Annotated in this window: 22 protein-coding genes; 15 read left to right on the top strand and 7 right to left on the bottom strand. The window is 67.0% G+C overall.

Annotated features, from left to right (window positions below; translation table 11 throughout):
- Positions 1-12: 12 nt before the first annotated feature.
- The gene (locus tag Raf01_RS38875; protein ID WP_203923113.1) at positions 13-858 is read left to right on the top strand and encodes an NAD(P)H-binding protein; all 846 of its coding nucleotides are present in this window, start codon (positions 13-15) and stop codon (positions 856-858) included.
- A gap of 212 nt (positions 859-1,070) precedes the next feature.
- Here Raf01_RS38875 and Raf01_RS38880 read toward each other — a convergent pair whose 3' ends face one another.
- Positions 1,071-1,724 carry a hypothetical protein gene (locus tag Raf01_RS38880; protein ID WP_239134306.1) on the bottom strand — a complete coding sequence of 218 codons (654 nt, stop codon included), beginning with the start codon at positions 1,722-1,724 and terminating at the stop codon, positions 1,071-1,073.
- A gap of 108 nt (positions 1,725-1,832) precedes the next feature.
- Between Raf01_RS38880 and Raf01_RS38885 the strand changes: the two genes are divergently transcribed.
- Positions 1,833-2,096, top strand: a complete 264-nt coding sequence (locus tag Raf01_RS38885) for a hypothetical protein (protein WP_203923114.1) — start codon at positions 1,833-1,835, stop codon at positions 2,094-2,096.
- Between the two features lie 359 nt (positions 2,097-2,455).
- On the opposite strand, the gene Raf01_RS38890 is transcribed toward Raf01_RS38885, so the two are convergent.
- On the bottom strand, positions 2,456-3,331 hold the full coding sequence (locus tag Raf01_RS38890) for an alpha/beta fold hydrolase (RefSeq protein WP_203923115.1): 876 nt from the start codon (positions 3,329-3,331) through the stop codon (positions 2,456-2,458).
- Between the two features lie 307 nt (positions 3,332-3,638).
- On the opposite strand from Raf01_RS38890, the gene Raf01_RS38895 reads away from it, so the two are divergent.
- Positions 3,639-4,235 carry a GNAT family N-acetyltransferase gene (locus Raf01_RS38895; protein WP_203923116.1) on the top strand — a complete coding sequence of 199 codons (597 nt, stop codon included), beginning with the start codon at positions 3,639-3,641 and terminating at the stop codon, positions 4,233-4,235.
- A gap of 358 nt (positions 4,236-4,593) precedes the next feature.
- Here Raf01_RS38895 and Raf01_RS38900 read toward each other — a convergent pair whose 3' ends face one another.
- On the bottom strand, positions 4,594-5,163 hold the full coding sequence (locus tag Raf01_RS38900) for an IS630 family transposase (RefSeq protein ID WP_203923117.1): 570 nt from the start codon (positions 5,161-5,163) through the stop codon (positions 4,594-4,596).
- 192 nt (positions 5,164-5,355) lie between these two features.
- The gene (locus Raf01_RS38905; protein ID WP_203923118.1) at positions 5,356-5,928 is read right to left on the bottom strand and encodes a kinase; all 573 of its coding nucleotides are present in this window, start codon (positions 5,926-5,928) and stop codon (positions 5,356-5,358) included.
- An 854-nt stretch (positions 5,929-6,782) separates the two neighbouring features.
- On the opposite strand from Raf01_RS38905, the gene Raf01_RS38910 reads away from it, so the two are divergent.
- Positions 6,783-7,868, top strand: a complete 1,086-nt coding sequence (locus tag Raf01_RS38910; protein WP_203923119.1) for a TIGR02677 family protein — start codon at positions 6,783-6,785, stop codon at positions 7,866-7,868.
- A 108-nt stretch (positions 7,869-7,976) separates the two neighbouring features.
- Here the strand turns inward: Raf01_RS38910 and Raf01_RS38915 are convergent, their stop codons facing one another.
- Together Raf01_RS38915 and Raf01_RS38920 are read right to left on the bottom strand one after the other, a co-directional pair.
- Complete coding sequence (locus Raf01_RS38915; RefSeq protein ID WP_203923120.1) at positions 7,977-8,978, bottom strand: LysM peptidoglycan-binding domain-containing protein; 1,002 nt, start codon at positions 8,976-8,978, stop codon at positions 7,977-7,979.
- Between the two features lie 216 nt (positions 8,979-9,194).
- Complete coding sequence (locus Raf01_RS38920; RefSeq protein ID WP_203923121.1) at positions 9,195-9,392, bottom strand: transposase; 198 nt, start codon at positions 9,390-9,392, stop codon at positions 9,195-9,197.
- A 339-nt stretch (positions 9,393-9,731) separates the two neighbouring features.
- Here Raf01_RS38920 and Raf01_RS38925 point away from each other — a divergent pair, with 339 nt between their 5' ends.
- From Raf01_RS38925 to Raf01_RS38970, 10 genes are all read left to right on the top strand, one after another.
- Positions 9,732-10,349, top strand: a complete 618-nt coding sequence (locus Raf01_RS38925; protein WP_203923122.1) for a hypothetical protein — start codon at positions 9,732-9,734, stop codon at positions 10,347-10,349.
- A gap of 1,886 nt (positions 10,350-12,235) precedes the next feature.
- Positions 12,236-12,706, top strand: coding sequence for a hypothetical protein (locus Raf01_RS38930; protein ID WP_203923123.1), 471 nt, complete (start codon positions 12,236-12,238; stop codon positions 12,704-12,706).
- A gap of 332 nt (positions 12,707-13,038) precedes the next feature.
- Complete coding sequence (locus Raf01_RS38935; RefSeq protein WP_203923124.1) at positions 13,039-13,746, top strand: hypothetical protein; 708 nt, start codon at positions 13,039-13,041, stop codon at positions 13,744-13,746.
- Positions 13,747-13,963: 217 nt separating this feature from the next.
- Positions 13,964-14,284 carry an immunity protein Imm33 domain-containing protein gene (locus Raf01_RS51275; RefSeq protein WP_444544551.1) on the top strand — a complete coding sequence of 107 codons (321 nt, stop codon included), beginning with the start codon at positions 13,964-13,966 and terminating at the stop codon, positions 14,282-14,284.
- 145 nt (positions 14,285-14,429) lie between these two features.
- Positions 14,430-14,759 carry a hypothetical protein gene (locus Raf01_RS38945; RefSeq protein WP_203923125.1) on the top strand — a complete coding sequence of 110 codons (330 nt, stop codon included), beginning with the start codon at positions 14,430-14,432 and terminating at the stop codon, positions 14,757-14,759.
- A 278-nt stretch (positions 14,760-15,037) separates the two neighbouring features.
- Positions 15,038-15,550: a hypothetical protein gene (locus tag Raf01_RS38950; RefSeq protein WP_239134309.1), complete on the top strand. Its 513-nt coding sequence runs from the start codon at positions 15,038-15,040 to the stop codon at positions 15,548-15,550.
- Positions 15,551-15,749: 199 nt separating this feature from the next.
- On the top strand, positions 15,750-17,108 hold the full coding sequence (locus tag Raf01_RS38955) for a tetratricopeptide repeat protein (RefSeq protein WP_203923126.1): 1,359 nt from the start codon (positions 15,750-15,752) through the stop codon (positions 17,106-17,108).
- 467 nt (positions 17,109-17,575) lie between these two features.
- Positions 17,576-18,826 carry a helix-turn-helix domain-containing protein gene (locus Raf01_RS38960; protein ID WP_203923127.1) on the top strand — a complete coding sequence of 417 codons (1,251 nt, stop codon included), beginning with the start codon at positions 17,576-17,578 and terminating at the stop codon, positions 18,824-18,826.
- 485 nt (positions 18,827-19,311) lie between these two features.
- Entirely contained in the window at positions 19,312-19,620 is a 309-nt protein-coding gene (locus Raf01_RS38965; protein ID WP_203923128.1) for a hypothetical protein, read from the top strand.
- A 65-nt stretch (positions 19,621-19,685) separates the two neighbouring features.
- A complete protein-coding gene (locus tag Raf01_RS38970) occupies positions 19,686-20,090 on the top strand; it encodes a hypothetical protein (RefSeq protein ID WP_203923129.1) in 405 nt (134 codons plus the stop codon).
- Here Raf01_RS38970 and Raf01_RS51035 read toward each other — a convergent pair.
- A complete protein-coding gene (locus tag Raf01_RS51035) occupies positions 20,022-20,384 on the bottom strand; it encodes a winged helix-turn-helix domain-containing protein (RefSeq protein ID WP_203923130.1) in 363 nt (120 codons plus the stop codon). The two genes, Raf01_RS38970 and Raf01_RS51035, sit on opposite strands and share 69 nt — an antisense overlap.
- 106 nt (positions 20,385-20,490) lie before the next feature.
- On the opposite strand from Raf01_RS51035, the gene Raf01_RS38980 reads away from it, so the two are divergent.
- A complete protein-coding gene (locus Raf01_RS38980; RefSeq protein ID WP_203923131.1) occupies positions 20,491-20,934 on the top strand; it encodes a helix-turn-helix transcriptional regulator in 444 nt (147 codons plus the stop codon).
- Positions 20,935-21,118: the final 184 nt, after the last annotated feature.

Below are 21,118 nucleotides of genomic sequence, written 5' to 3' on the forward strand. Positions count from 1 at the left end.
GGGAGCATTCTGATGATCGTAGTTACCGGGGCGACCGGGAATGTTGGCCAACCGCTCGTCCAGGCACTCGCAGCATCCGGCGAAAAGGTGACGGCGGTGTCGCGCCGGATCAGCGAAAGGGCCGTGCCCGAGGGTGTACGAACCGTGGCCGCGGATCTGACTGACCCGGAGGGTCTGCGGCCTGCCTTCGATGGCGCCGACGTGCTGTTCCTCCACGACGGCAGTGCCAGTGCTCAGGTGTTGCAGCCACGGGACATCCTCGATGTGGCCAAGTCTGCGGGACTGAGCAGGGTGGTGTTGCTGTCCTCGCAAGGAGTCGGCACCCGGCCTGATTCCCATTCCCACGGTGTGTTGCTGCGGTCTATCGAGGACGCCGTGCGGCAGTCGGGTCTGGATTGGACGATTCTGCGGCCAGGTGGCTTCAACTCCAACATGTACGCCTGGGCCGATTCGATCCGTGCCCGTCGGACGGTCATCGCGCCGTTCGGCGACGTCGGCATGCCGACGGTCGATCCGGCCGACATCGCCGACGTGGCGGCCGCGGCGTTGCGCGAGGACGGTCACGCCGGGCAGATCTATGAGTTGACCGGGCCAGCGCTCACCACGCCGCGACAACGTGCCACCGCGATCGGCGACGCGCTCGGCGAGCCCGTCCGGTTCATCGAGCAGACCCGCGATGAGGCCCGCGCGCAGATGCTGCAGTTCATGCCCGAATGGGCGGTGGACACGACGCTCGCGGTCCTCGGTGAGCCGACCCTCGCCGAACAGCAGGTCAGCCCCGCCATCGAGCAGGTACTCGGACGCACGCCACGCACCTTCACCGGCTGGGTCCAGGAACACATCACCGCCTTCCGGTAGGACGGGTCAGCACGGCCAGCCAAGGCTCGCCGACTACGAATACTCCATTGCGTCGAATTGACCGTGCGAAGACGAGCACGACCAGAGCCCGCAGCCGGCTGGCAAGTTCAACGCTCGCCCATCGGCTACAGATCCGGGCGTCGGCCGCACCACGCGCTGTAACGCTGTGCAGCGAGCGCCGCGCGCACATGCCGACGCTCGTCGGCCAGCTGCTATCGCCAGGCCGCGGCACATACCTCTATCCAGGCCGCGAGGTCGGGCACATGATCGATCGTGAGCAGTGAATACGGCGGGCAGTCGGCCAACGGCGTGACATTCGCGAAAGCGTGGTCTGGTGCAAAGAGAAGGAGTTGGCCGTCGTCGCGATGCGCCAACGTCAGATTCCCGTTGGCCTCCACGGCCACGGCGTAGTACTCATCGGGGTTGATGGACAATTCGAGGCCGTGGTCCTCCCATAGCCAGGCGTAGTCGGTGAGCACCTCAGCGACTCGTACGTGCGCCGCGTCAACCGTGAGCACCTCGTTCTGGTTGTTCCACCAGGTGTCGGGCTCGCGGAACCGTTCGACGATCCCGCCGCACAGTCTCCAGAAGCTCTCGTGGGTCCACGGGACGGAGTCGCTGTCCACGTCGTGGGGCGGACGGCAGAGCCATCCCCGTCGATCATCCGATGATCCCCATGCCAGCAACTCGTAGGCGTCGCCTCCGATGAAGACGGGTGTGAGGGTCGCCGAGGCGAGAAGCGTGGAGAGTTCGGGCAAGCCGGCGATCGATCCGCGGGTCCATGGCTGCGCCTCACCTACAGCGGCACTCTTTCCAGGATCGAGGAACCACGAAACCTCGTGGAGGAAATGCTCCCAGTCGCTCATTGCTCCGATGATGCCAGGGGCACCTTCGCTCACCAGTCAGCGAGCCGAGCGTCGCTCACCGGTCGCTCCGCTCTGCTGTCGTTGGTGGTGAGGGATGTGACTCCTCATGTGGATGACGATTCGGGGGTTGATCTGGTCATCAACGACGTGGCACGTCGCTGGCGTGGGCATGAGTCGTCCGCGCTCGACGGTCCTGACGGTTTCCGAAATCAGTACGCCAACCGAGTGGAGTTCGCGCCGCCGGGTAGCGATCATGAGTACCGGCCGGAGTTCTGCCCCCCGAAGCCCGAGCGCATCGAGATCGAGGAGTACTACAAGGCCGTGTGGCAGGCCCATATCGCTGACCTGCGTGCTGCGGCTCATCGGTTCTGACGGATCTGCCTGCGCATGGCTGGAGTAGCCGGCGACGATCGAGAGGGGGATCAACGGCGCGCCGGTGGTGGAGGTTCATCCTGGCTACCCGAGTGCCTCCGATGCTTGCGGTGCCGGCCGAGGCGTTGCTGGCTGGTCAGGGGTGGGCGTTCGAACCCAAGTTGTGTCGCGGGTTTCTGGCTAACCAGCTGTTCAGTGGCCGTACTGCAGCAGAAGGGCGTAGTCCGCGCCGGGTACGGGGGTCGTCTGCCAGTCGGGTGCTGGGACTGACGCCGCCGGATCCTCAGGTCTCGCGACCATCGAGTGGCGGTTCACACGCGCGGCTGTTTGTCGGCCCGTTCCCGCTCCCGCAAGGCGGGTCACAGCCGGATCAGGTCGGCGACCTCCTCCGGCAGGCCGGGTGAGGTCATGACATGGCCCATCCCGGGCACGATGTGCAGTACCGCGCCCGGGATCGCGGCAGCCAAGGCCTCACCGTGCCCGACTGGATAGACCGGATCCTGGTCGCCATGCACGATCGAGGTCGGCGCGACGATCGACGACAGCGGGGCGAGCAGGCCAGGGTCGTCCATCCACACGGCCCGGTGATGGTTGGCCGCGGCCGCGGGGTCGGTAGCCCGCGACAGCGCCAGCTCCAGCATCGCCCGGGCGGCCGGCTCGTCAAACGGCCGAACCGGCCCGTTGAAGACCCGGAACAAGGCCACGTCGGACTCCACACCCGGCGGCAGCCCGGCGGCCAGATGCGCGAGAAACGCCGGCGTCGGCGGTGGCAGATCGTCCGGGTCGGCCGGCTCCCCGGCCCGCGCCCGGGCCCACGCCCGGCTCGGATCATGACCCATCGGCGAGCTGGATATCACCGTCAAGGACCGGACCCGGCCCGGCGCGTGCACACCCAGCCACTGCGCGATCATTCCGCCCAGCGAAGTCCCGGCCACATGAGCGGAGTCAAATCCGTAACCGTCCAGCACGGCCAGGCTGTCGCGGGCCATGTCCCCGATCGTGTACGGGTGAGCATCGAAGTCGACAGCGCTGGACCGACCGGTGTCCCGATGATCGAACCGGATCACCTGAACCCCACGCTCGACAAGCCGATCAACCAGCGCATCGGGGCAACTGACACCCTGAGCAGCCGACCCCATCACCATCAAAACAGCGGGAAGCCGAGGGTCCCCGATCCGCTCAGTCCAAATCCGCAGCGGCCCGGAGGGCAGAAATCGCTCGTGCGCATCCAGCATGGAGGCACGGTAGCGGCTACCTGCCGGCGAACGCCGTCATTTACCGATGGCCCGCCCGAGAACACCGCCGCAACCGCTGTGTTGCGGCCAGACCTGCGTCCGGCCGGGCCGAGCACGATCAGACGAGAGGTAGCAGGAGCCGTCGGCGCCGGTCTGCTACCTTGCCCTCGGGTTCGTGCGGCATCGACATGGTTGGCGAGTCTAGGAACCCGGGTGGCCACCGCAAAAGCCCTTGGTCCGAATTGGACTGGACCAGTTTCCCGGTAGTGTCCGCGGTAACCAGGGTGGACGTCCGGTTGGGGGAGACGTGGAGATCCGTGGCTATCGGGCGAGCGACGAGGCGGCGGCGTACGCGGTATGTCTCGGCACCGGCGACAACGGCCGCGACGCCACCGGCCTGTTCCGCGACCCCGACCTGCTCGGCCACGTCTACGTCGGCCCCTACCTGCGCTTCGCCCCGGAGTTCGCGTCGGTCCTGCACGACGGCGACACCATAGTGGGGTACGTCCTCGGGGTCGCCGATACCGCCGCGTTCGAGGCGTGGTGCGAGTCGGAGTGGTGGCCGTCGCTGCGCGTCCGCTATCCGCGCGATGTCCCGGTCAGCGAGCGCGACGACGAGCTGATCCGGGTGATCCACTCGCCGTACCGGATGGATCCGGCGACGGCGGCCGCCGGCTTCCCGGCCCACCTGCACATCGATCTGCTGCCGCCGGGCCAGGGGCGGGGCCACGGGCGGGCGATGATGGACCGGGTGCTGGGCCAACTGACGGCGGCCGGCGCGCCAGGCGTGCACTTGTTCGTGGGGGCCGACAACGAGCGGGCGATCGGCTTCTACCTGGCGCTGGGTTTCACTCGGGCCCTCGACGTCCCGGGCGCCGTCCTGATGACGAAGCCCTTGCGCTGACTCTGGCGCGCGCTGGCGGGGCACTCCCAGTGGTCTGCGGCTCGTGACACGCTGGTCGGCGTGGAGCCAGACGGAGCGAGTCGTGGCCCTGATCGCAGCCCGCCGATTCATATGCGGCCACGGTGAGCCAGGTCTACGACGAGGTGATCGAGGAGACAGCAGTTCGGGCGACGGAGGCTGGCAGTCTCGGCAAGCCATCGCGGACTCGACGCCGACGGCACCAGCGAGTCCGCCGCTGATAACGCGGACCGCGAATTCCCGCCGGTCCCCGCTGCCTCATCGGCGAATGTCACCAGGCAATTGTCAGACGGGGCCGCAAGCCCCGCGCCGCCGCTAGCGTCGCGTGATCTTGTTTCCGTTACTTGGTGTTGTTCTCGACGAGTTGTTTGATGCTGGTCTGGACCCAGCGGACCTTGGCGAGGATCTCGTCGGCGGTGGCGGTCCAGGTGAACGGTTCGGCGTCGGCGTTCCAGCGGGCGACGTAGTCGCGGATGCGGGCGATCAGCGCGTTGACCGAGGTGAACGTGCCGCGACGGATCGACTGGCGGGTGATGACCCCGAACCAGATCTCGATCTGGTTCAACCATGAACTGCCGACCGGGGTGAAGTGGAAGGTGACATTCGGGTGGCCCGCGAGCCACGCCTTGACCTCGGGCGTGGTGTGGGTGGACAGGTTGTCCAGCACCACGTGAATGTCCTTGCCGGCGTGCAGCTTGACCGCCTGGCGCAGGAAGGCCAGGAACCGGGCGCCGGTGCGGTCGGAGTAGCAGGCGGCGGTCACCTGGCCGGTGCCCAGTTCCAGGGCGGCGAACAGGTTAGTGATGCCGTGACGCCGGTAGTCATGGGTATGTCCACCGTCCAGCAGCAGGAACTCGGCGGGATGCTGATCCCACCCGCCGCCTACGATGCGGGACGCAGCACTCCGCATCCGTGGCCGCAGCCGCTGCCGGCGAACTGGTCCCCGGCCAGTTCCACCGGCCACTACCGCTGCCGTATCGGCAGGTCCTGCCCGTGCTCGTCGCCGAGGTCCAAGCTGACACCGCATTCGAGTACCAACGGTGGCGCCACCCCGTGCGCTTCATCCGCGTGAGCGCGGACATGTCTCCGTACGACGTGCCACTCATCGAGCTGTCCTTTCCGGCAGGAAGTCCTCATCCCGAGCGGTGAGAGACAGTTCCGTGACGGTAGCGATGCGGGCGATCGTGGCTTCCAGCGACGATGTCTCGGGGATGACGTGCTCGTCGTGGAAGCCCAGCAGGTCCCTCGGGTTGTACCAGGTGCGCATGTCGTCCGGGGTGAACTCGGTGGCCTGGGGGCGCTTGGCGTGCCGGCGCAGGGTCTCCTCCAAGGACACGTCGAGGTAGAAGACGTGAGTGGCGCCCCGATGGGCCCGCCGCAGAGAGGCGATCATCGGTCCATACTTGTCGCTGAAAAGGATGCCTTCCAGCACTGCGTGGTACTGGTTGTCGAGCGCGAACCGCACGGTCTGCTCGATGAGCGCCGGCGCGATGCCACCGGGCTTGTCGCGTTCCCTCAGCACGACGCGGCGCAGGTAATCCTGCTCGACGAGGGCACACCCGCGCCCGTGGCGCCGCTGCAACTGCCGAGCGATGCTGCTCTTGCCAGCGCCCGAGTTACCTCGAATCACGATCAGCATGGTCGACGGAGTACCGATCGGCGAGTCGTCCGGCATCGCCCCATCGTCTCAGGCAATCCCGGCGGGACGCCGTTGAGACCAACAGTTGGCATTCATCGTGTCGTTGTCCACGCACGGGGTCGACGAAAGCAGCCAGATACGCGCTGCGCGACAGGGGGCGAACGTTGACTGTGTCGCGAAGCCCCTCGTGATCACTTGCCGCCACGCTCACGATGGCCTGCGCCGCCGGTTGCTCCCGCCGTCCACCGGGCTCACGGCCCTGGCCGGTCTCGACAGCGCGGTCTACCGCATCCACCGACGAGTCCAGCAGCAGTAATCACAGAATCCGCCAACTAAACCCGGACGACTCGACCGCGGACCGTCCGAGTGCAGGTGGCGGACCGCTGGCCAGCACGACCCGTATCCGCCACCTCTACTCGGACGGGACACGAGCCGTAACACCTTGATTGACTCCACCGCGACGCGGAGCGACGACACTTCCAACCTGTCGACCGCGCTGCCATCTTTTCAATGAAGTCGGCGGCAGTTCCTGCGCCGGCCAGGGCTGTCGTCTCGTGCCTAGATGGCGGTGAATCGTGCGATGACCGGGGCGTGGTCCGGCACGGTGGCGGGTCGCCGGGTGTCCGTGGAGGCGGTGATGGAGCCGATGTCGTCGACCAGGCTGTCCACGCTGGCAAGTCGTAGCCGCAGGTCCTGGGAGACCAGGATGTGGTCGATGAGTTCGGTCTTGACCGCAACGACATCGACGGCTTATCGACGGCTTATCCGTCGCCGTGGTCTTTGCGATCAAACCTCGCCTGCCAGCTGCACCGGTCGGTTGAGATGCATGTTGTCGCAGGGCTCCCGTACCTTTTCAGGAAGTGGTTGGCGGAGCGGGAGGAGCGCCCTCGGTGATTGATGAGACGGACACAGGCGGGCAGCGGCCTGTGCTTCGTCGGGTGCCGACAGACATGTTCGCCTTCACAGTCACCGACCGCGCTGACCTGCACAGCGCGGTGATGCAGGTGCTGGGTGAGGCCAACGAACGGCTGGCCTCCGCGTTGACCTTCGATGAGATTCTGGCGGGACTGCGCGACGTCGGTTGGTTCGAGCCGGTCGCTGACGCGAATCTGGACTACACCCTGGGGGCCCTGCACAAGTACGGCCTTGTCGAACGGACCCAGAACCACAGCGCCCACTACGCCTCGGCCGATGAGTACGAACGGCGCAATCTGCACTATTCGCTCAGCCGGAAAGGTGAGGCCGCCTATGAAGGCGTGCAGTACACGCTGCAGTTCCTCGCCTGCAGCGGCGCGCTGCAGACCGCGGTCCTGGACGCGATCACCGACCGGCTCGGCGAACTGCACGAGCTGCTGGGCGTCGACGGTGGCGACCGGCGTATCTACACCGCGCTGGCCGAGCTCGAAGGCCACCTGCAGGGGCTGCAGGCCAACACCAAGCAGTTCAACGCACAGTTGCAGCGCCTGCTGCGCGACGAGGGCGCCGACCTGGCCACCTTCCAGGAGGTCAAGCAGGCCACCATCGCCTACGTGACGGAGTTCGTCACCGACCTCGACCAACGGCAGCAGATCATCGCCGCGGCGATCAAGCGCGTCGAGGAGCGCGGGGTCACGGTCCTGCATCACCGTGCGCTGCACGGCGCCGACCCTGCCCAGCCTGCCCGGGCAGTCCGACCCGGCGCCGCGGTGGTTGGAGCAGCGGGCGGCGCGGTGGCAGGGGCTGCAGGCATGGTTCCGCCCGGCCGACGGCGCACGAGCGCGCGCGGGCGGCGGCGTGCGCACCCGCCCCGGCCAGTCCCAGCCCAGCGTCGGGCAGCGGGGTGGGCAGTCCGCTCAGCTGGGAACCATCGTGGCCCCTCGGTGGCCGCGCCGGGCCGCCGGGCGGTGTGTGGTGGGCATCGGCGGGCTCCGGCGGGTGGGGGGACCTCACGAGCGGTGCGGGTGCGTGCTGGCGCAGGCCGCGGCGCAGATGGGTGATCGCCGGCGGCAGGGGCCGCAGGTCCGGCTCGTCGTCGGCCGGGTCGGTCAGCGGGCCCGGGGTGTAACGGTGTCGCCGCCGCAGCCAGACCAGCGACGCGGCGGCGGTCAGGGCGGTGGCCAACCCCAGGGGCACCCAGCCGCCGCCGGGTAGCTGCACGCCCTGATGACGGGTCGGCTCCGGGCGCGAAGCTGCGGTCCCGTGGGCGGTGGGGCTGCGGCCCTCTCGCCTCGACTGTTCGGGGACGGGGTGCGCAAGGCGTGCGCCGTCGGCGAACCGGTGCCGGCAGGCGGCGGGGAGCCGGTTGTTGCGGAGTGCGGTGAGGAGAGGGCCGACGGGCTCGCGGCGTGGTGCGTCGGCGGTGGTGGCGTGGCGTTGCCGGGCACGCGCGCGCCGGCCGGCAGGGTCAGCGACCAGCCGGGCTCGATGTGGTCGCCGCCGCGCATCCGGCCGTGCCGGTCGTAGCGCTCCCGGTTCAGATGGTAGATCTCGGCCCACCGCTCGGGGTTGCCCAGCTGGTGTTTGGCGATGCTCCACAGCGTGTCACCCTGGCGGACGGTGTAACTGGCGGCCCGGCCGTTGCCCTGAGCGGCCGAAGCGGTGGGGGAGCCGGCGGCGGGGCCGGTGACCGCGGTGGCTCGTGACGGTGCCGGGTCGGTGACCGCGCCGGTGACGGGCCAGTGGGCCACGGGGCCGGACGGGGGACGCTGCCCCGGATCGGTCTGGGTCAGGCCGACGTGAGCAGCCGGTGGGGCGGCGCTTGCCGCGGCACCGGCACCGCTGACGGCGACCGTGCCGAGTACCGCCGCGGCCAGGCTCTGCACCGGACCCGGCAGCCGCATCCGCGGCAACCGCCGACAGAACCTGGTCACCCGCCGGTACAGGGCGCTGATGGCGGTCAACGCCAGCAGTCCCCACAGCAGCCAGCCGAGCAGCACCGCCCCGGTGATGACGGTGGTGCGGGTCAGCGGCTCGGCGACGAACCCGGCGATCTGATCATTGCTGGGCAGGTGCCGGGGCAGCGTGGGCCCCCCGGGCGTGTGCAGCAGACCGACCAGCAGCAGGCCGGGCCACCACCACTGGGTCGCAGTTTGTGCCGCGCGGCGCATCACGGTCTCCCCTCAGCCCTCCAACCGCGCACGCCGTCCGCCGGCAGGCGATGCCGGCTCTGGCGAGCTGATTGGGTCACTCCCTCGCCGTTGACGGGGCCGCCATCGGCGAGCGGATATCGAGGTTCTTGACGTTATTCCTCGACTGATGGCAGCGGGAGGGGCAAAGGCCGGTGACGATGTCACAGAACCTCACACACCAGGTCAATCGCTTGATCAGGAGCAGTCCTGTTCACCCGTCGCCCAGGCGGCGAAGTAGTTGTAGACCGTCGAGCAGGGCGGGAAGTCCATCGGCAGGGCCCGCCACTTGATGCCGTTGTCGACCAGGTAGAAGATCGCGTCCGCGATCGCTCGCCGGCAGTGCGTCTCCCGCCGGCCGCTCTGCCCGCGCAGCCGGGCCGGGTCCGGGAGCAAGGGGGTCGATGACCGCGCATTGGGCGTCGGTCGTGTCCGACGGGTATCGCCAAACTCGACGCGTGGATCGGTGGAATGAGGCAAGACGACAACACGGCGCACTGCGAGCGGTATCGCCCGGTGCGATCGGGCACGATAGCAACGGAACTCCTGGTGGAAACGGTGCTTCAGCACCGCTCGATCTACCAGGAGTTCCTCCATGCCCTTCGCCGACATGCCCGCTGATAGCGGTCAGTTGGACTTGCCCGCTGGCGCCAACTGGCGGGGAGATAAGCGGCCACCAGTGATGACCGGTTGGTGAACGTCTTGGACCCGTTTCCGGGAAGTAGCGTGGTCCCCGTGACGGTGGGCAGGTACAGCGCGTCTGACATCCAGGTCATCGAGTTCGACGAGTCCGTCCGGACGCGACCCACTATGTACTTCGGAGCAGGTCGAGGCAGTCCCGACCTTGCCACACGAGTGCTGGAGGGTGTGCTGGCACACGCGCTCCATCCGGCGGCCCGGGTCGCTGCGGTGCACACCCTGCAGGTGAAAACGGAGATTATCGGTGATCTCGCCTTTGTGGTCAGCGACGATCGAGCCGATGCTTTGGACGATCCCGGCGTGCGCCTGGGCTACTACGGCTCGATGCTCGGTCCCGCCCGATGGGTCAGCGCCGCAGCGGCCGCCCTGAGTTCACGCACGGTCGCTGAAGTATGGCGAGACGGAATCGGCCTACGCCAGGAACTCGCCGGGCTACGCCCCATCTCGGAGCCTCGGAACTTCGTCCCCGAGGCAGAAGCGGGGACGCGTGTGTCCTTCGACCTAGACAACGCCTACTTCAGGCGGGGCATCGCCGCGAACTTGGCGTCGCTGGACCTGCACGGTCCGCACTGCAGTGATGTCGCCGGGCCTGGGCAGGTCACCCTCGTCGACCTACGGGACCGAGGCAATCCGACTACCAGCCTCTATCGATGACGCTCTGCCATCGCAGCGCTGGCGGCCCGATGACCGGGTCGCCAGAACGCGGCGTCGAACAACGCGGTCCCCGATTCCCGCCTCAGCAGTACTGCTGCTTCCCAAGCGATCACAGAAGGTGCCATGTCAAGGGCGTCACGAGATCAATGACCACGCCGGATCCTTCACATGAGCATCGCCCAGACGCCGAAGCCGCTACCGGAATTTTGTGTAACGACGCCGACCGCCGAGCCGAAGAACAGCGCCCGAGCGCAGTCCGGACAGACCTTCCGCCCAGTGACGGTCGATTCGAACTCAGCCCGAACAACGCGTCCGCAGTCAGGACACCTTCTGCCGGACAGAGCCATCGATCTTCCTCGCCTCCGTTTCGACAGGCACAGACCGCTTGAGCCAACGTCGTCATGTCACCTCGCTCGGCCGATCGCTGCCGTCGACCCACACTTCGTGAAGCCGGGTTCTGGCTCGGGTCCAGGTGGAGCGCCCGCCGGACGTACGATCTGCACCCGGGGCCAGGTTCGGGCCTGGCCTCGCCTGGTTCGACGATGGGTGGGATGGCAGCCTATCCCGAGCGCTCCCGCCGGACGCTTGGTGCTCTGAGCCCTGATCGACGCCGGCTGGCAGGGAGCGAAGCGTCCGGTGTCGGCGGGAGCCCCGTCCGGGCCACGACGGACGTACGCACCATCTAGAGTCTTGATCTCGCATGCGTTCGCCGCGTAACACGTCGGGCGATCCATGACATTATTGGTAATAGTGTGTACCAGACCCAAAGGGCAGCAGCCCCGATTTCAGCCAGAATCAGTACGAGGATAACCAGCCAGTCCCAACCGCCTCCAGGCGGGTACACGAGCTGTTTGTCGCCGGTGTCGAGAGCTGGGACCGGTTGACCAATGTGGTCTACGTGGCCGCCGCTGGCGTAGCCGACGTCGATGCGTTGCGCTGTTCCGTCGTGGGACATGAAGTCGCCGTGCCAGAAGCAGTGCTTGTTGCATTCCACTCGCGTCGCGGTGAATGTGCCGTGGATGCTGCTACCCCAACGCGCCTGCCAAGACGGCGGAGCGTCTGCGATCATGACGGGCAGCGTGGCGACTACGAAGAGCGGTAGCCCGATGCGCCATAGCACCCACTTCGCGAACCAGTCGCTGGCTAGTTGAGCCTGCGCGCGGACTGTCCGTGCACCCGGCGTCGCGTGAGCATCTGGGGATTGACGAGGGCGGCGGCCGCGCCGTGCTCGGCGTGCATCCTTCACGGCGCGACAGTAGACCACGCCCTCAACGCAAGAGACGTCCGCGACCTGTGGCAGTAGTTGTTGCCCTTGACCCGGATCAGGCCGTCGCGGTGCGGGGCTGCCGCGCTTCGGGCGGCGCCTTGGTCCAGATCTGAACTATTCGTCAGTGCGGCGCCTCAAGCATCGGCGCCAACGCTCAACGCGGACGCACGCGACTGGTGTGGCGGGCAGCTGCTCCAGCGGCAGGACGATACTCCTGCGGCCGTCGCCCGGCGTCTGAGCGGTTATCGCGAACGCAGCAGTCCAGTCTTGGCACACTATCGCGCAGCGGGCCGTCTGATCAGCACCGACGCCACCCGCACTGCCGAGCACGTCGCCGCTGACCTGGCCCGCCGAATCGAGCGGCGCAGCTACGCACACAAGCTTCGATCAGCCAGGTGGTCGGCCAATACAGGTACGATGCACTGAAAATCTCCTGGGCCACCTGTCCCACCACCAGGTGAGACGGAGACGGGCGGTCTCGATTGACGCTGACACCTGGTCGGCCTGGTTCTCGTTCCGCCTGCGAATTCAGGCTGTCTGGGAGCGGGTGTGACTTGTGGTGGGGCGTCATGGAGCAACGGTTTACCAGGCTCGTTACCGAGCGGGGGGACGTCCGATAATGGATGAGGATTGGCAGGTCAACGGACTGCCGTTGCCCGATCTGCTCGTCCGCCTGCTCAAGTCTGGCCGGTGGCAGCAGCCGGGCGACGAAGCGCTTCGTCAGCTGATCCCCTGGTTCCACGACCCGTTGGACTTCATGCTCACCCTTGACGAGTTGCGCCTACACAACCGTCTGATCGCCGAGTCCGCCGACACGATGCGCTTCTTCTGCGTAGGTCGCGGCAGTGCCGCGCAGCCGATAGCCATGCCATGGCTCGACCTCGACCAGGCCGTCTACATCGCCATATGCCGCTACGCCGGGGACGACATTGCGTTGGCCCTGGACTATCGCAGCAGCTCGACGGACCCCCGCGTGCTCGCCACCGACACCGTCACGCTGTCTCGCCAGCAGGTGTCCTGGCGGCAGGTCACACCGACTCTCAGCGAGTTCGTCGATGCCCTGCACCTGCGCCAACCTAACGGCACGTGATAAAAGCACCAATCAAACTGAGCATGACCTGGGCATAACGCGTCAGGCGGCGCCGATCCGTGACGCATGATCCGAGTCAAGGCACGCCGGCATGCTGGCTGTCCGGCTCGCGACCTGCGTGACAGAGCGTTATGGGTAGCTGAGTGACGCCTCCGGCTGGGGGTCACCTGTCGCCGCTCCCGGCGCCTCGGGGTTACGACATCGTCGATCCGGAGGCGCGTGGCGCGCCGGCCGAGTCGCCCCGGTTGATCGTTGTGGCTACTCTGACGGCCGGCCCAAGCGGTGAGGGTGGCATGCCGAGATGGAGTGGCGGTTTCCGAGGCCGATGGTCGTTGACCCTGACGGTACTGGCGGCCGTCGGCGTGGTGTGCGGCCTTGTGCTGATGCGACTGGCATCCCGTTGGTTGGCGGAGAAGCTCGGTCTGCTTCCGTGGTTGGGTATCCTGATCGGTGGTCTTGCGCTGTTTCTTTTGGGCCTGGACCTCTACGGGCGGTGGTCGAGGTGGGCTCTGTTCCGCTGGGCCGACCGGGATGGTTGGTCCACGCTGGCGGTACATCGCGATTGGCCGTGGGCGACCACGGAGCCCGGTGTAACCGCGCCTGTGGTCCTGTGCGCTCTATCCAAGACTGTCGACGGCTTGCCGGTGACTGTCGGCGAGGTGACTTGGGCGCCAGGCCGCATGCTCGACGTTGCCGGAGCCGCCAAGGGGCACGGATTCTTCGCGGTGCTGCGTCTGCCGCGCAGATATACCCGACTGGGAGTGCACCGCAAACTCAATCCGCACCGCTTGCAGCCGGGCCAGGACGAGTTCGCTCGAAGTTTCTGGACGATCTGCACCGACGCCGAACTGGCCGTCAGCCACATAGGCCCCGACATCAAGGCAGCGCACGTCGCGGGGAATCTTCCCGACTGGATGCTCGTCAACGACGAACTGTACGTCGTCGCCCGCGGCGCGGGACCGCTGAAGCCCTCGGTGGCGACCGACCTTACGCGGCAGGTGTGCCGCATCGCCGATCTGCTCCGCCTCACGCGAGACTGAGTGACCGTGCCGGGCGAACGGTCCGCCGGTCAACGCCGGCGAAGTTTCACGCAGTCCTGTTACCGATCTTCACGCCGGTCGGCATATTCTCGTCGACTCATCAAGCCCTTTTGCGACGATCGCTTGGATCCGTCCACTTTGACCTCTGGAGACAGGTGACATGACCAGTTGGCTGAGTCGCGAGTGACGGTCACGAGTCTCAGCCGACCAATATGCGATGTGTCGACGGTTCGCGGTAGGACCAGCGCCACCGCGGCCAGGCACCATCGTCGGCATAGCAATGTCGCGTCCTCGTGAGCTTGACCCCCCTCACGCCCTTCGCCACGAGGTGGTTGGGACCACCAGCGGATGGTTCGTGTGGCGTGGCGCGGACGTTCCACAGGAAGACGACCACTTCTTCCAGCCGATGCATGTTGAGCACCTGGACGGCTACGCCCCGGAACTTGCGCCGTACCTTGCGCTGCCGCCAGGTTGGCGGGTGCTACTGGCGCCCGGGCACGAGGACGTGTGGTACGACAAAGTGATCCTTGACGTCTGAGGTTCGCCGGACGCGCATCGGTAAACGGATCTGCGTGACACTGCCGTCGAATGCTGGTCGAGTTTGCCGCTGATACGGCTGAACAGGGACCCTCCCGCGCGGCGGCCGCAAACGGTGGTGCGTGCCGGACGTGTCAGCTGTCAGCATGGCGTTCGTGGCGATGCGATTGATGTTTGTTCAGTTGAAGACGGGCTACGGCACCGATAAGGGTCCCGCGTGGATCAGTTGGGTGCGGTTCAACCGGAGTTGGAAGACAGCGGACTGGCACGGCAAGACCCTGCACCGCTGGGCCGGCATGTCCGACGCCAACTTCTACGATGTCGAGACTCACGAGGAGTACTGGCTTTCGGGCCCGCACCGCAACCGAGCCGCTACTCGCTATAGCAACATACGACCGGAGATCGACGATGATGTCCGTGAGACCTACGAAGCCTTCCTCGGCGGGGCAGCGCTGCCGGGTCGGGAGCGTGGCTAACGCGGCTCGCGACACGCCAGTGATCGTCGTCCAGGCCACCACCACTGTCTCAGTCAAGAACCGTCGTCCTGCCCCTCGAACAACCCAGTCCCGCCCAACCTGTCCGAACTGTCGTGTAGCCGGAGCTGTCGCGGACTCAACGGACACTGACTTGTGACGCATCACCTGGAGCGCGACACGCCGGCTGTCGTACGCCGCATGGCGCCTGGCAACATCAGCTGAACGTCGCTCGATCTTTTTGGGATGCGTGTTGCCGCGTGGCGCAGCATGATGTGGCGGTGTCCGCGAACCGTGGCGTGCCCGCTGAGGCGGTGCCGTCCCCTGAGCTGGTTGCAGCGTGGTTTGTGCTCGGGCAGGCTGGGTTAGAGCGTGTGCCATGGTGGGCGGCACATTGGCTCATTGCCGGTCGTGACGGCCAAGCCCTTCGGGAACTGGCTGGCCTGAACGGTCGAGACGTGCATGAGGTTCGTGACCTGCTTCCCGCCGCGTTGGCGGAGATGTCCGTCGCCCTGCCGCCAACTACCGTCGCGGCCGCGGTAGTCGTCTTCGACAGTCTGGCCCGTCGGTGCCTGACGAGAGAAGCGGGCGAGCGATGGGTCGCCCAAGTGGTCGAGGATGTCGTCACGCGAGCCGGCTACTCCTCCGAGGTCATCGACCTGCCGTTGGGTCATCTGTACGGGATCGACGATGAGTGGGGCGCCGGCTGGGGACGGACGGTGGGGGAGTTGAAGGCGGCCGTCCGTGCAGCCTGCGCCCGACAGTTGCGGACATACAGCCGACCAGCTACGTAGCGGCGGCAAAGCCGGCTCGACGACAGACGGCCCTCGCCGAACCAAAGCTCATCAGCCGAGCATCAGGTGTGACGTCAAACGACAGGTGGGACTCGACAGGCGTATGAGCGCGCTGTGCGGTCACGGCTGATGCTTCACCACACCGTAGGTTCAACAGCGAGTCGGTTCACGTCGGGGGTGAGGATTAGGGTTCACCGTCGTGGACGCCGCTGATCTTGACTACAAGGCCCGGACACTCTCCGGCTGCATTCCCCCGCACCTGGTCTCCCGGCTTGTCGAGCTCGGCCATACCGAGGAGGTGGAGTTCCAGGCCTGTCGCGGGGAGTGGTTCTGCGCGCGAGAGTGGGCACGGCTACTGGCCGGGCGAGACCGGCGAGCCGAGGCGTTGGAGGTGCTCGCCCCGTACGTCGCCACGGGCTGGTGGACGGCCGCTGAGACCATGGCCGGGCTGTTGGAGGGGTGGGAGAGGATCGAGGAGGCGATCAGGTTGGCCCGCCCGTATGCCGAGGCCGGAGACCGGCTGGCGCTGGCGTCTGTCGCACGCCTTCTTGCTCGCCGCGGTCAAGGGGATGAGGCATTCGCTCTTCTTCGCCCGCACATGGGGGACTGGTTCCTCGCTGCTTCCCTGGTTGAGATCGCCGAGGGCGCGGGTCGGGACGAGGACGCCGCTTCGCTGCTGATCGCCCGCATCGAGGCGGGACACCGCTGCACCGCCCCGTCGTGCTGCCGTCGAGACGTCGAACCGTCCAATGCCATCGATCTTCTCGCTGCGATCCGGGAGCGCCAGGGCCGCATCGATGATGCTATCGCCCTGCTGCACACCCGATTCTCCACCTCGGTCAACGGCCGTGACCAGCTGGCCGACCTCCTGGCACGGCACGACCGGGTCGAGGAGCTGCGGACGTACGCGGCGGCCGAGTATCACGGTCACGCCGCGGAGCGTCTCGCGCAGTTACTGGAAGGGCGCGGCGACGTGGAGGGCGCGATCGCCGTGTACCGGAATCCTGGGGGATCGCAGGCCCGCCGCGTCCGCGGGGCAGTGCAGCTTGCGCAGCTCCTGGTGCGGCACGGCCGGGGTGATGAGGCGACGGTGGTATTGCGCTCGCTCGTGGACTCGCCCGGCGGCGCGGACGACTGGATTGTCGACACCCTGTGTACCCACTACGCCGAGCAGGGCCGGCCCGCAGACGGCCTGGCCTACCTCGACACGCTCAAGGCGCGTCGCGGCGAAGAGGAGTGGGACTTCTTCCGGATGCGGCTTCCGTTGATGGTCGCCTGCGGCCTCCGCGAGGAGGCGATCGAGCAGGCGCGAGCGCACCCCGAGGGTGGCACCTGGTACGCGGCCTGCTCCATCGCCGAATTGCTCTCCGACGCTGAACGCACTGAGGAGGCTGTCGCCATCCTTGAACAGCAAGGCTCCGGCAACGGCGGCGTCCTGGCCTGGTATCTCATTGACCTTGGCCGCGTGAAAGAGGCCGTGGCGCTGCTCCGCCAGCACAAGCCCAAGGCTGCCGTGCAGCTCCGGGCTGACGCACCCGCCGACGAGCCTCCGTTCTGAACCGCAAGCCACGTCCTCAAAACGATCCCGACTGGGCTCCTGGACTGTCAACAACCTCCTGCGACGGATTCGGGCGGGTTCAAGCGCGCCGCCGGAATCACCCCCGGCGCACTGGTGACCGCCGTGTTCGCGCCATGCTGCCGAGACACGAGTGGGTGTGGCTCGGCGTGCCGGCTTCCGTCGGTTGTGGGTGCAGACCCGGGTCTGTGGTCGAGACTGCCCTGGGCAGTGCCGGTCACCGGCTGCACGGGTCTGAACGCCGCCTGGAGGGCGTTCAGCGCAATGTTCATGATCGCCCGGGCTGGTCTCTCAGCCGCCATGTTCGCCCTGACCAGCGCTACGTAGCCCCGAACCCCGTCCAATCCCCGCACCGGAGGCAGGCCCGCAGTACGCTGAAGTTTGCGGCGGGCCGCCGCAGGAGAGGTGGCGGGCCCGCCCCCAGTCCTCTCCCTGGGTGGTGAAAAGGCATGCCTGCCTCGGAAATGACCATTGGCGACCGCGTGGCCGAGATCCGCCGACGCCGAGGCATGACCCAAGAACAGCTCGCAGAGGCCGCGAACGTGTCCGTCGAGACCATCCGCAAGCTGGAACAGAACGAGCGCACTTCCGCCCGGATCGCCACGCTGAACAAGCTCGCCCGCTCCCTGCAGGTCCGGACCTCGTCCCTGTTCAGTCGGTCCGGCCAGGCCGTGGCCCGCCGCGAAGCCGATCATGATGACGTCGCCCTGGTGGAGCTTCGGCGGGTCCTCGCGCCGGCCAGAGGCATCCAAGGTTCTCAGATCGCGACGGCCGAGACGGAACCGCCAACCCTCGAGGACGTCCGGCAAGCCATCTGGACGATCGACGCCTCGTACCACTCGGACCACTACGCGGATGCGCTGACCGCGCTCCCCGTCCTGCTCACCGAGGCGAGTGGAGCGGCCGCAGCCGCCGCCGACAGCGAGCGGCCAGCGGCGCTACGCGCTCTCTCGCAGGCGCAGCAAATGGCCGGCACGATACTGATCCAGACCCGGAAGTTCGATCTCGCTCACCGGGCGCTCGACCGTGCTCTCGACTCGGCCGACGCAGCGGGCGACGAGTTGATCGGGGCCGCGGCCGTGGTGTCGCTGTGCTGGCTGCTGCTGCGTCAAGGGCGACTCGACGAGGCGGAGGAGTTGGCGGTGTCGACGGCGGACGCGATTGAGCCGTCGTTCGCCCGCGCAGCCGCCGAGCAATACGCCACGTGGGGGTGGCTCATGCTGCGAGGCGCGGCCGCGGCCGTACGGAACAACCGCGACGACCGGGCCCAAGAGATGCTGGATGCGGCTGCGGCTGCGGCTGCCCGGGTCGGGAACGCGGCAGGGTCGGCGCGCACCCCGGCACCGGCGACGGTTGGCGTATTCAACCCCGCGACCGTCGGTATGAAGCGCGTCGAGACAGCCGTGATCGCCGGGCAGACCGGACGGGCGTTGACGCTGGCCGAGCGGGTTCCGCCGAGCGAGAGTCCGACGAGCAACAACCGCAATCGGCATCTGCTCGATGTCGCGTTCGCGCAACTCGACAACCACCTCTACCTCGATGCGACCGAGACGCTGCAACGAGTGCGTCATGACGCGCCGGTATGGCTGCGGCACCAGCGGTTCGCCCGCGACATCGTGGCTGGCGTGGTGGCGAATCGACGCCGGGCTTTGTCGGATGAGTTGGCGGCGCTCGCTGAGAATGTGGGCCTTGACCTGTAGCTTTACGAGCTGGCTGGTACATGGCGTACCAGTTTGATTGATCGACGTTCGTTGTAGCCCGTCGCGCACCTTCACCCTCACCATGCGTTGTCCTAACGTCGCGTCCAGCTCAGGTGGTTGGTGTTGGGACGAGGCCCAATCGCCTGGCGCTGCTGGGGGGCGCGGCGGCCAATGGTCGAGAACTCCCGCAAGTGCACAAGCCGCGCTCCCCGGCCACAAGCCGTGTCTACAGCACTGGTGAGGGGAGTCTGTCGTATGCCTTCGGAAATCTTGATGACCGCTGTCGTAACAGCGTTTGCCGCACCAATAGCCATTGCGTGCGGCCGGTCCCAACCGGCCGAACCGAAGAGCCGCAAACCCAAGACACCGATAACCTACCTGACCGTCTTCGGGCTCACTCGCTGTAGGTTGCGGTACGAGGGCGTCCTCATCAACGGGCACACCGTCTTCTCCACTGCCCAATGCCTACCGGACCAGCCAGCGGCATGAACACCGCCGTCAGGCGCATGCCTGCAGTCCCGGAGGGCGCGATCATCGACCTGCCGGCCGGGGACCGTGTCTGGTACAAGGACGCACCGCTGCGCATGCAGGTCACCCAGGTCCGGCTCGACCTGGTATCCAAGGACGATCCGGCGTACAACCGCGTGTGGCTCGAAGGTTTCCAACTCGACGACCACAACCAGCCGGTGCAGCGGTGGCAGGAACTGGTCGATACCGATGTGCTGGCGCGCGTCACACCGCACGGGTCTGGTGATCGGCCAGAAGCAAGGCGATCCGGCCCCACCCTCGACTAAAGCGATGAGGCTCGGTTCGGTCTCTGCCACCGAGCAACGACATCCAGAACGGAGACAGAACGCCCGTGAGCGCGATTGACCTGGAACGCCAGCTGGAGGACATGATCCTGCGGCTCGCTGTCACCCAGCTCGTGTATCGAGATGTGACCGTCTATGTCGACCAGGATGAATTGGTCGACCGGGTGGTCGAGAATGTCGTACGCGGCTGGCGCTGCCGCAAGCAGGGCGCTCCCACGGAGCTTGGCGGCCCTGATGGGTATTGGAACCAATACGCCAACCGCGTCGAGTTCGCGCCCGCCAGCAGCGGTGACACGTACCGCGCCGAGTTCTGCCCGGACGTTTCCCAGCCGTTCGACGAACACGACTACTACCGAGCCGTCTGGCACGCGCACATCGCCGGCTTATCCGTGACAGGCGCAGCCGTTGGCATCGACAACGATTCGGGTACCTGCCGCCAAAGTACGAATTGATCCGTCCGCGCCGGTGACAATCAGCGCGGTGGACGGTGTCACTGACTCTCCAGGCCCCAACTGGAACGGACCACCGGAGCCGAGGACGAAACTACCGTCCTGCGGCACAGTCTTGATCAATCCTCGGCTGCGGACTTCGGCAACTGCGTGGCGGACGGTAGTCCGGCTCAAGCCCGTCGAATTTCGGAGTTCGTTCTCGGTGGGCAGCCGGTCGCCAGGCTGGAGTTTGCCGGTGCGAACCCGTTCGGCGAGGTTCTCGGCCAGCTCGAGCCAACTGCTTCGACGATCAGTCATCACGGCATTGTAGAGTCATCCATACCTACGTAGGTACCATATGTCCGTTGACACTGACATCCGATGGGTCGCGCCACCCCACCGTGACCACCGCAAGGGAGGAACGATGCCAGACCAAGCGTCGACAGACGACCTCATAGTCCGGTACACCCACGGGAGCAGCATCCACGCTATCGCCACGGAGACCGGGCTCACCCACTACAAGGTGCGCAGCCGGCTGATGGCGGCCGGTGTCGAGCTGCGGACCGGTGGCCCAGCACCACGAGTGCAAGCGGCTGAGGTTCGGGTCATTCGCGAGAGCGCAACCCGTGCCCTTCCCGCCGGACCGGCACCACGACTCATCCCACGCCACCTCGCGATCCTGCACCTGTTGGCGGATGGAGGTACGGACAAACTAATTGCCGAGACCCTCCACCTCAGCCCTGCCGCCGTGAGCAATGACCGGCAATTGATCTATGGCCGGCTCGGTGCACGCAACGGCGCACATGCGGTCGCGCTGGCGATCCGGTACGGGCTGCTGCGGTTTGCTGCGGCGCGAGGCCGCCGATGAGCCCCGATCGACGCGGAACTGCGCGCTCGGCATGGTTGGCTTCCTGGCCATCAGTCGGCCGGCTCGCGTCGACGAATCAGCACCAGTCTGAAGTCCAAGGTGAAGGCTCCACGCCCTCCCTTCACTGGTGAATCACGCGGCGCCCGTTCTGCATTCGATTGCCCCGGCCGCGAGTACTGACCCC

The organism is Rugosimonospora africana (genome assembly GCF_016862975.1).
GTDB lineage: Bacteria > Actinomycetota > Actinomycetes > Mycobacteriales > Micromonosporaceae > Rugosimonospora > Rugosimonospora africana.